The 5,141-nt window shown below is 46.3% G+C and carries 6 protein-coding genes; 4 read left to right on the top strand and 2 right to left on the bottom strand.

The genetic code is table 11. The annotated features are described in order from the left end of the window. Positions 1-195: 195 nt before the first annotated feature. Positions 196-354: a hypothetical protein gene (locus G548_RS19425; protein ID WP_022795272.1), complete on the bottom strand. Its 159-nt coding sequence runs from the start codon at positions 352-354 to the stop codon at positions 196-198. Positions 355-464: 110 nt separating this feature from the next. Then, positions 465-2,183 (bottom strand): acetate--CoA ligase, encoded by a 1,719-nt coding sequence (gene acsA, locus G548_RS0116645; protein WP_022795273.1) that lies wholly within the window; start codon positions 2,181-2,183, stop codon positions 465-467. A 173-nt stretch (positions 2,184-2,356) separates the two neighbouring features. Here acsA and G548_RS0116650 point away from each other — a divergent pair, with 173 nt between their 5' ends. The 4 genes from G548_RS0116650 to G548_RS18610 form a co-directional block, all read left to right on the top strand. Then, positions 2,357-2,989 carry a GNAT family N-acetyltransferase gene (locus tag G548_RS0116650; protein WP_027847506.1) on the top strand — a complete coding sequence of 211 codons (633 nt, stop codon included), beginning with the start codon at positions 2,357-2,359 and terminating at the stop codon, positions 2,987-2,989. Between the two features lie 33 nt (positions 2,990-3,022). Next, positions 3,023-3,664 (top strand): acetoin utilization AcuB family protein, encoded by a 642-nt coding sequence (locus tag G548_RS0116655; RefSeq protein WP_245558616.1) that lies wholly within the window; start codon positions 3,023-3,025, stop codon positions 3,662-3,664. Continuing rightward, entirely contained in the window at positions 3,661-4,833 is a 1,173-nt protein-coding gene (locus tag G548_RS0116660; protein ID WP_027847507.1) for an acetoin utilization protein AcuC, read from the top strand. Before G548_RS0116655 ends, G548_RS0116660 begins: the two co-directional genes overlap by 4 nt. Before the next feature lie 123 nt (positions 4,834-4,956). Further along, on the top strand, positions 4,957-5,141 hold a 185-nt coding region (locus G548_RS18610; protein WP_040881265.1), incomplete at its 3' end, for a transposase.

A 5,141-nucleotide genomic window follows, 5' to 3' on the forward strand; every position in this document is an offset into this window, starting at 1 on the left:
TCCTCTTCTGCTCCTTCTGAGGACGACAGCTCTGAGGAAACCGAAGAGTCTGAGAGTTCCTCCATAAATGAAGAAGCCCCTGGCGAAAATTCCTCGCCAGAGGCTTCAAGTGATGCTGAAAATGAAACAGATGAAGGCAGCTCTTCCGAACAAGAAGAATAAGGGATAACAACCATTATGTATTAAAATTAAAAATTAAGCCATCTGGGCCAGTCCAATCCAGACCAGCAATATTGCAATTGGCACTGAAACCATTCCTGCTGTCCGTAAAAGACGGCGATTCTCTTTACTTCCTTTAAATATTAAAAAGAAACTTTCCAATAAAATAATAATACCAATAATTAAAGCAACCAAGAACGTCTCGCCTCCTTCCTATTCTTTCTATACATCTTACCTGAAGGGCCATAAGAAATAAAGAAGCCTCCGTACTTACGATGTACGGAGGCTTCTTACATTTTTGTAATTTAGTCTTCCATGGTAGATAGATCACCCGTAGGCAGATCAAGCTCCCATGCTTTCAGGACACGACGCATAATCTTACCACTTCTTGTTTTTGGAAGTGATTTACGGAATTCAATTTCTTTCGGCGCAACGTGACCAGCAAGTTCTTTTTTCACGAAGTTTTGAATTTCTTCTTTTAACTCATCTGAAGCTTCATATCCTTCACGCAGGGCTACAAATGCTTTGATAATTTCCCCGCGTACCGGATCTGGCTTGCCAATTACCCCTGCTTCACCTACAGCCGGGTGTTCAACCAGTTTGCTTTCTACTTCAAATGGCCCGACTCTTTCACCAGCAGTCATGATAACGTCATCTACACGTCCCTGGAACCAGAAATAGCCATCTTCGTCCATATAAGCAGAGTCGCCGGATACGTACCAGCCATTCAATTCAAAGTAGCTGTCAAACTTTTCTTTTCTGTTCCAAATAGCTCTCATCATTGCCGGCCAGGTTGGCTTGATAGCCAGGTTGCCCATTCGGTTTGGTGGAAGCTCATTTCCCTGATCATCGACAATTGCTCCGTAGACTCCTGGAATTGGTTTGCCCATGGACCCGGCTTTAATTGTCATTGCCGGATAGTTACATATCATCATCGCACCTGTCTCTGTCATCCACCATGTGTCATGGATGCGGAGGTTAAATGCTTTTTCGCCCCAGCGTACAACTTCTGGATTTAACGGCTCCCCGACACTCAAAATGTGTCGCAGCGAAGAAAGATCGTATTCTTTCACAAGCTCGTCTCCGGCGCTCATGAGCATCCGGAAAGCAGTTGGTGCACTGTACCATACGGATACATTATACCGGTCCAAAGTGTCATACCAGTCCTGTGCGCTGAAGCGCCCGCCGCGCACCACGTTTGTTACGCCGGCAAGCCACGGGCCGAATATGCCGTAGGATGTGCCAGTTACCCACCCCGGGTCGGCTGTACACCAGTATACATCCCCGTCTTGCAAATCCAGTACCCACTTCGCTGTCTGGTAGTGCTGTATCATAGCGTTGTGTACGTGATAAACGCCTTTTGGCTTTCCAGTAGAGCCTGAAGTATAATGCAGGATCAGTCCGTCTTCCCGGTCTACCCATTCCGGTTCAAAATCGCTGCCTGCCTGCTGCAGTCTTGCATCAAAATCCAGGAATCCACCTTTTTCGTCATCTACTCCTCCGTGAATGAATACCGTTTCCAGGTTTGGAAGGTCGTCAAACGGTACCCGTTCTACTAACTGTGGCGTGGTAACGAGGGCTTTTGCTTCGCTGTCTTCAAGCCGGTCACGGACAGCCCCTTCCATGAATGCTTCAAATAACGGCCCAACAATAGCGCCGACTTTAATCGCCCCGAGAAGGGCAAAGTAAAGTTCCGGAGAGCGGGACATAAAAATGAAGACACGGTCACCTTTTTCAATACCTGCTTCTTTCATTACATTCGCTGCTTTATTTGTGTATTTTTTCATGTCCGCAAATGTATACTCCTCTTTGCGGCTTCCATCTAAATAATGCAATGCTACCTGGTTTTGCTTATCAGGATTCTCCGCATGGCGGTCAATTGCTTCATATGCCATGTTTACCTTTCCTGTTTCGTGCCAAGAGAATTGTTTTTCAATTTCCGACCAGTCAAAGTTTTGTTTTGCTTGTTCGTAGTCTTGTAGGTTGTAGTTTCCGTCAATTGGTGGAAGCGTTTGCACTTTCATTTGAAACATTCCCTTCTGTCGATCTTAATTTGCACAAATTCATTATAATATAAGTTCATACATTGTTCAATTCTTTCATTTCTTAATATTCTCATTTCTTCCACCAATCTGAAGCAATTTTCTGATATGATAATAATGTAAGCAGTACCATAGGTGGATGAAGGATGGTGTACATGATTCACAAAAAGACCTATTATTCCAGGGAAATCGCATGGAACAACCACACCTTGCTCATGGAAGGCCCTGTTTCCGGTAAAACACTTTACGATTACGACTTTCATCCAGGGCTTACAGCGTTTCGTTCCCATGAAGAACAAAAAAAAGCGCTGATTGGCATTGCCGATCTTCCTGAGGGGCGGATAAATATTGTCGCTGATGGCAAAACAATTGTAGGCTACGTCACGTTTGTCTATCCGGATCCCTTGGAACGCTGGTCAGAAGCCCGATTGGACAGCCTCCTGGAGCTTGGGGCCATCGAAATAGCCAAAGAGTACAGGGGAGCTAAAATTGGCAAACGCCTGTTAGAGTTTTCTGTGCTGGATGATGCCATGGAAGACTATATAATTATTACTACGGAGTACTACTGGCACTGGGATCTTAAATCAAGCGGCTTAACCGTTTGGGAATACAGAAAACTCATGGAAAAAATGATGAATGCCGGCGGTCTCGAATGGATGGCTACGGATGATCCTGAAATTTGTTCTCACCCCGCCAATTGTTTAATGGTAAGAATCGGCTCCCGTGTATCAGATAACGATATTCAACAATTTGATAATGTACGTTTTACTAATAAATTTATGTTTTAACCGCCTGCATAGAGGAGGAATGTTTGCTTGTTCGTGGAAGAAATTATGGTTAAAGACGTCATAACAATTGAACGAACCACGCTCATACGCACGGCTTTAGAGCTTTTGGAAAAACACCGCATCCGGCATATACCTGTGATCGACGAAAACCGTTATGTTGTTGGTATTGTAGCGGACCGCGATATCCGTGATGCCAGTCCTTCCATTTTTCAGCCCGGCGATGATAAAAAAGAATTGGACCAGCCTGTTTCTACAATTATGACCTCTCCCGTCATTACCATCATGTCCTATGATCTGATGGCCGATGCTGCAGTAGTGTTATACGATAACGATATCAGCGCGCTCCCTGTCGTTTCCTCAGATGACAAACTGGTCGGCATACTAACTGAAACCAATGTTTTGCATACGTTAGTAAAAATGACAGGGGCCAATCAGCCATCCTCGCAGATAGATATTGTGGTTCCTAATTTATCCGGGCAGCTGGCAGAATTATCATTGATTTTTAAAGAAAAGGGCACAAATGTTATCAGTGTACTGCTCTTTCCTCATAAGGAAATTGATAAGCAGGTGCTCAGCTTCCGGGTGCAGACGATGGACCCCCGAAGGCTGATTGCCGCCATTGAAGAAAAAGGGTATACGGTACAATGGCCGAGGACGCCGGAGCCGGGGTCATGACAATGAATCATGCTCTTGTTTATTCACCTGATATGCCGCAGTACAAATTTAATGACGATCACCCTTTCAGCCCCCTCCGCCAACAAATCACCTTTGATCTGCTGCTTGAAATGGGGGCAATCAGTGATGACAAGCTTGTGCCTTCACGGATGGCGACAGATGAAGAAATAATGCTTGTGCACGACCAGCACTATTTGGAGGCCGTCAAGGCAGCCGGAAAAGGTGAACTGAGTATTGGCGTCGCAAATAATTACGGGCTCGGCACCGAAGACACGCCTATTTTTGACCATATGCATGAAGCTTCTGCCACGCTTGTCGGCGGCACTCTTCAGGCTGTTGAAACAGTTCTCTCAGGAAAAGCCTCTCATGCTTTCCACCTTGGCGGAGGTCTGCACCATGGCTTCCAGGGAAAGGCTTCGGGATTTTGTGTATATAACGACAGCGCCATTGCCATTGAATACGCACGTAAACACTTCGGAGCCCGCGTTTTATATGTTGATACGGATGCCCATCACGGAGATGGAGTCCAGTTTTCTTTTTACGAGGAACCGGACGTCTGCACACTGTCGATTCACGAAACAGGAAGATACCTGTTTCCAGGAACGGGAAGTGTTGGTGAGAAAGGCGCCGGACAGGGCTACGGCACTTCCATCAATATACCAGTAGACGCCTTCACAGAGGATGACTCTTTTCTGCATTGCTATGAAACAGCACTGCGTGAAGCAGCCGAGTTTTTCAAGCCAGACGTCATTTTTACGCTTAACGGTGCAGACGCCCATTATTTCGATCCACTCACGCATCTTTCCTTAAGCATTGAAGCATATAAGGCAATTCCTGCTATCGCTCATCAAGTAGCCCATGATTACTGCGAAGGCAGATGGATTGCTGTCGGCGGCGGTGGCTATGACATGTGGAGAGTCGTACCAAGAGCCTGGGCGGCCATATGGCTTGAAATGAGTGAGCAGACCCAATTATACGAACAAAACTGCCCGGAAAAATGGCGGAGCCGCTGGGGAGCAAGTGCGCCTATCGAGCTTCCCACCAAATGGCAGGACCCGGAGCACATGTATGCTCCGATTCCAAGACGACCGGAGATTGAAGAAAAAAATACCCGGTCATTAGAAAAAGCCCTTTTTCATATTAGAAATGAAAAAAGGCCGGGAGTATAAAAATCAGGGGGCTGTCCCAAAAATAGGACAGCCCCCCTTTTCTGTGCGCAAATAAAGAAAGAAATCATCCTTCGATGATATGGTTAAGTCACCACAACCTCCATACGACAAGGATGATTTCTTATGTTTACCGATGATAACACACAGCGCTTTCCGATACCAACGAGCCTGGAACCCATGATCCCCGAAGGGGATCTGGTGCGGATCGTCAACGACACCATTGATCGGCTGTCCGAGCGGTTCTGGGATCCCCAGGCTTCTTCGGTGGGACGGCCGGCTTATCCGCCTCAAACCATGACCAAAATCGT

Origin of the sequence: Marinococcus halotolerans DSM 16375 (genome assembly GCF_000420725.1) — a bacterium.
GTDB lineage: Bacteria > Bacillota > Bacilli > Bacillales > Marinococcaceae > Marinococcus > Marinococcus halotolerans.